4 protein-coding genes and 2 pseudogenes are annotated in these 5,040 nt (G+C 53.7%); all 6 read right to left on the reverse strand.

What is annotated here, in order from left to right; all coding sequences use genetic code 11:
• Nucleotides 1-158: pseudogene (locus BG74_RS17125) on the reverse strand (glutamine--fructose-6-phosphate transaminase (isomerizing)); the annotation flags it as partial.
• A 150-nt stretch (nucleotides 159-308) separates the two neighbouring features.
• A complete protein-coding gene (glmU, locus tag BG74_RS05730; RefSeq protein ID WP_066597256.1) occupies nucleotides 309-1,685 on the reverse strand; it encodes a bifunctional UDP-N-acetylglucosamine diphosphorylase/glucosamine-1-phosphate N-acetyltransferase GlmU in 1,377 nt (458 codons plus the stop codon).
• A gap of 278 nt (nucleotides 1,686-1,963) precedes the next feature.
• A complete protein-coding gene (locus tag BG74_RS05735; RefSeq protein WP_066597219.1) occupies nucleotides 1,964-2,386 on the reverse strand; it encodes a F0F1 ATP synthase subunit epsilon in 423 nt (140 codons plus the stop codon).
• 20 nt (nucleotides 2,387-2,406) lie between these two features.
• Nucleotides 2,407-3,789: a F0F1 ATP synthase subunit beta gene (gene atpD, locus BG74_RS05740; protein ID WP_066597222.1), complete on the reverse strand. Its 1,383-nt coding sequence runs from the start codon at nucleotides 3,787-3,789 to the stop codon at nucleotides 2,407-2,409.
• Nucleotides 3,790-3,815: 26 nt separating this feature from the next.
• Complete coding sequence (atpG, locus tag BG74_RS05745; RefSeq protein ID WP_066597224.1) at nucleotides 3,816-4,685, reverse strand: F0F1 ATP synthase subunit gamma; 870 nt, start codon at nucleotides 4,683-4,685, stop codon at nucleotides 3,816-3,818.
• A 39-nt stretch (nucleotides 4,686-4,724) separates the two neighbouring features.
• Nucleotides 4,725-5,040: pseudogene (locus tag BG74_RS17130) on the reverse strand (F0F1 ATP synthase subunit alpha); the annotation flags it as partial.

A 5,040-nucleotide genomic window follows, 5' to 3' on the forward strand; every position in this document is an offset into this window, starting at 1 on the left:
CTGACTTTACCTACCCGGCGTAGGCGTTGCAGATGGCCATCATTGTCCACCACCGCCAGGCCGGCGGAATCATATCCACGATACTCAAGACGACGTAATCCCTCCAACAGGATCTCGGCAATATCGCGCTGCGCAACTGCGCCTACTATTCCACACATCTCGGTTATTCCTGATTCAACGGCTGCAATCGCCATTATGAACTAGCACTAAATCCGACCGACGCGATGCCGCTACACACCACGGGTCTTGTCGGCCGCTTTAGGGTAGAGCGCGGCGGACAAAATCACCCGTGAAGGGTAGCCGCGTCCTTATTTTTTCTTCACCGGCCGCGTCCAGTTAGCAATAGGAAACTGACGGATCCGGCTGATGACCATTTCGCCATCGGCCACATCGCTCGTGACAGTCGTACCAGCGCCGATAGTAGCACCGCGGCCAATGGTTACCGGCGCCACCAGTTGGCTATCGGAACCGACGAAGACATCGTCGCCGATAATGGTTTTATGCTTGTTAGCACCGTCATAATTGCAGGTAATGGTACCAGCGCCGATATTGACCTGTGCCCCTGTCTCGGCGTCCCCTAGATAGCTGAGATGGCCGGCTTTCGATCCCTTGCCCAGGCGAGCCTGTTTCATCTCTACAAAATTGCCCACGTGCGCGCCTTCCTCCAGCTCGCTGCCGGGGCGCAGGTGGGCGAAAGGGCCGAGAGTACTGCGCGCCGCCACTCGGGCGTCTTCGATAACGGTATAAGGGCTGATGACCACATCATCACCGATGACCGCATTTTTCAGGACGCAGCCGGTGCGGATAATCACCCGGTCGCCCAGCGTTACCTGCCCTTCAAGAATGACATTAGTATCAATAGACACATCCTGCCCGTGGCGCAATTCACCGCGCAGATCGAAACGGTCAGGATCAGACAGCATCACGCCGGCCAGCAGGAGACGCTCTGCCTGCTCTTGCTGAAAAATCCGTTCCAGACGCGCAAGCTGAAGCCGGTTATTCACCCCTTCGACTTCGCTACGCCGCGAAGGTTGCACCGTATTGATTTTACGTCCTTCATTCCAGGCTATGGCGATAATGTCCGTCAGATAGAACTCGCCCTGCGCGTTATGGTTGGTTAACTGCCTAATCCAGCGTTTTAAATTACCGCCTCCGGCAACCAGAATACCGGTATTGATTTCTTTTATCTGCCGCTGCTGTTCGCTGGCGTCTTTCTGCTCGACGATACTGGCCACCTCACCGTCGGTGCGCACGATACGGCCATAGCCATCGGGGTTATCCAGCGTTACCGTCAGTAGGCTAATGCCACCCTCTGGCTGTGCTGTCAGCAGCCGCTGCAACGTCTCGGGAGAAATAAGCGGGACATCGCCGTACAGGATCAGAACATCTTCTTCGTCTCGCAGGTCAGCCAGCGTCTGCTGCACGGCATGGCCGGTGCCGCGCTGCTCAGCCTGTAGCACCCAGTTCAGGGGAGCATCCTGGTGGGCAAGCCGTTCACGCAGCAATTCGCCGCCGTGACCGTAGACCAGATGGATGCGCACAGCGCCCAACTGGTCTGCGGCATCAATGACGTGTTGCACCATAGCTTTACCAGCCAGAGAATGTAGCACTTTCGGCAAAGAGGAAAACATTCGACTTCCCTTGCCGGCGGCAAGGACAACTACGCTTAATGCTCGATTCGACATAACCATCCTGTGGAATCCTATTTATCAGATGATAAGTAAACCCTTTCACAGGCGGGATTACTATATACTTTGGCATGAAAAATACTTTAAAGGGCCGTAGCCGCCTGACGCTAAAGCTATTTATCACGATTGTGTTGCTAGAAAGGAAGATGTCGGCGTAACTGACGTTTTTTCAGCGGCGCGGACGTAAAATTGCCCCTATGGGCCCGGTAATTTTTCCGCGACTTAATTAAAGAAAAACCGGTCATCTCGACCGGCCTTTCATGATTTACTCTTGATTACATCACTCTTTTGGTCAATTCGATAACCCGCAGTTTCGCCAGCGCTTTCGAGAGCTCGGCCGATACCTGGGCATAATCAATATCACCGTGGGAGTCATTGATATGCTCTTCCGCCTTGTGCTTGGACTCTATCGCCCTCGCTTCGTCAAGATCCTTGCCGCGAATGGCGGTATCGGCCAGTACGGTAACCGTACTGGGCTGCACTTCGAGTACACCACCGGACAAATAGATATACTCTTCGTTTCCGTGCTCTTTAACGATACGCACCATACCTGGCTTAATAGCGGTAAGCAGTGGCGCATGGTCGGGAAAAATCCCTAGTTCTCCTTCGCTACCTGTCACTTGGATTTTCTCGACCAGCCCGGAAAACATCTGTTTTTCGGCGCTGACCACATCCAGATGGTAAGTTTTTGCAGCCATATCACACTCCTCTCAAGGCGTTACAGTTTCTTGCCTTTTTCCACGGCTTCTTCGATGGAACCCACCATGTAGAACGCCTGTTCCGGTAGATGATCATATTCACCGTCCATGATGCCTTTGAAGCCACGGATCGTGTCTTTCAGCGCCACGTACTTGCCGGGGGAGCCGGTGAACACTTCAGCTACGAAGAACGGCTGGGATAGGAAACGCTGGATCTTACGTGCGCGCGATACCACCAGCTTATCATCTTCGGATAGCTCGTCCATCCCGAGGATAGCGATGATGTCCTTCAGCTCCTGATAGCGCTGCAGAATGGACTGCACGCCGCGCGCCATATCATAATGCTCCTGGCCTATCACTAAAGGATCCAGATTACGGCTGGTAGAGTCGAGTGGGTCAACCGCCGGGTAAATACCCAGAGAGGCGATTTGACGGCTCAGAACCACAGTCGCGTCAAGGTGGGCAAAGGTAGTCGCCGGCGACGGATCAGTCAAGTCATCCGCGGGGACATATACCGCCTGCACCGAGGTGATAGAACCGGTTTTGGTGGAAGTGATACGTTCCTGCAATACGCCCATTTCTTCTGCCAGTGTCGGCTGATAGCCTACTGCGGACGGCATACGGCCAAGCAGCGCGGACACTTCAGTCCCGGCTAGGGTATAACGGTAGATGTTGTCGATGAATAGCAGAACGTCACGGCCCTCATCACGGAACTTTTCCGCCATGGTCAGGCCGGTAAGAGCCACGCGCAGACGGTTTCCCGGCGGCTCATTCATCTGGCCATACACCAGCGAAACCTTATCGATAACGTTCGAGTCGGTCATTTCATGATAGAAATCGCTACCTTCACGAGTACGTTCACCTACGCCGGCGAACACCGAATAACCGGAGTGTTCTATAGCGATATTGCGGATAAGCTCCATCATGTTTACGGTCTTGCCCACGCCGGCACCGCCAAACAGGCCAACTTTACCGCCCTTGGCGAACGGACACATCAGGTCGATAACCTTGATACCGGTTTCCAGCAAATCCTGGGAACTTGCCAACTCTTCATAGCTCGGCGCCGGTCGGTGAATGGACCAGCGTTCTTTCTCGCCGATATCACCCTTCATATCGACTGGCTCACCCAACACGTTCATGATGCGGCCCAGAGTAGCTTCACCCACCGGCACTTCAATCGCACGCTCGAGATCGGTCACTTTCAGGCCGCGACGCAAACCGTCGGAGGAGCCCATCGCAATGCAGCGGACGACGCCGCCGCCCAGCTGTTGTTCTACTTCCAGCACCAATTTCGCGGCGCTGTTTTCCACTTCAAGTGCGTTGTATACCTTGGGTACGGTGTCTTGTGGGAACTCGACGTCAACCACAGCGCCGATAACCTGGACAACATTTCCAGTAGCCATCTTAAATCCTCTACGTAATTCGTAACCTAAACCGCGGCGGCTCCCGAGACGATTTCGGTGAGTTCCTGAGTGATGCTGGTCTGTCGAGCCTTATTGTAAACAAGTTGCAACTCTTTAATCAGGCTGCTGCCGTTATCAGTTGCGGCTTTCATCGCTACCATACGCGCGGCCTGCTCGCTGGCCAGGTTTTCAACGACACCCTGATAAACCTGCGATTCCACATAACGACGCAGCAGGGTATCTAGAAGCGTTTTGGGATCAGGTTCATACAGATAATCCCAGGATTTGGTTTTCAAATCCGCCTCTTCCGCTGGCGGTAGAGGCAGGATTTGCAGAATCTGCGGCACCTGGGACATAGTACTGACAAATTTGTTGCTGGCAATACAGAGCTTGTCCAGGCGGTCTTCATCATAAGCCTGCAGCATGACCTTTACCGGCCCTATCAATTCAGACAGTGTGGGGTTGTTCCCCATGCCCGTCACCTGAGCAACTACTTTGCTCCCTCTCCCGACCGAATTGAAAAAAGATACCGCCTTGGAGCCAATCAGCGCCAGTTCAGTTTCCACGCCTTTCCCGTTCCACTCTTTCATGTCCGCCAGAAGCTTTTTGAACAAATTAATGTTCAGGCCGCCAGCTAGACCACGGTCGGTTGCCACCACCAGATAACCCACGCGCTTTACGTCACGCTCGTCCAGGTAGGGGTGCTTGTATTCCAGATTACCCAGTGCAAGGTGGCCAATCACTTTGCGCATCGTTTCTGCATAAGGATGGCTGGACGCCATACATTCCTGAGTTTTACGCATCTTGGAGGCGGCGATCATTTCCATCGCCTTGGTAATCTTTCGCGTATTCTGGACGCTTGTAATCTTACTACGTATCTCTTTTGCGCCGGCCATTTCTGCTTCTCCTCATTACCTATGACCTGCCAGAGCAGGTCATAGCGCGTTACCAGGACTCTGGGTTGCCTTGAAGGTATCTAGAATGCCTTTCAGCTTGCCTTCGATATCATCGTTATAAGCGCCGGTCTGGTTGATTTGTTGCATCAATTCGCCCTGCTCACGATCCACGTAGGCCATTAGCGCGGCTTCAAAATCGCCGATTTTCGCCAGCTCGACATCTTCCAGATAACCGCGTTCCGCTGCGAACAACACCAGCGCCTGCTGGGCGACCGACATCGGCGAATACTGTTTCTGCTTCAGCAGTTCGGTCACTTTCTGACCGTGATTCAGTTGGTTGCGAGTAGCATCATCC

The sequence above is a fragment of the Sodalis-like endosymbiont of Proechinophthirus fluctus genome (genome assembly GCF_001602625.1).
GTDB lineage: Bacteria > Pseudomonadota > Gammaproteobacteria > Enterobacterales > Enterobacteriaceae.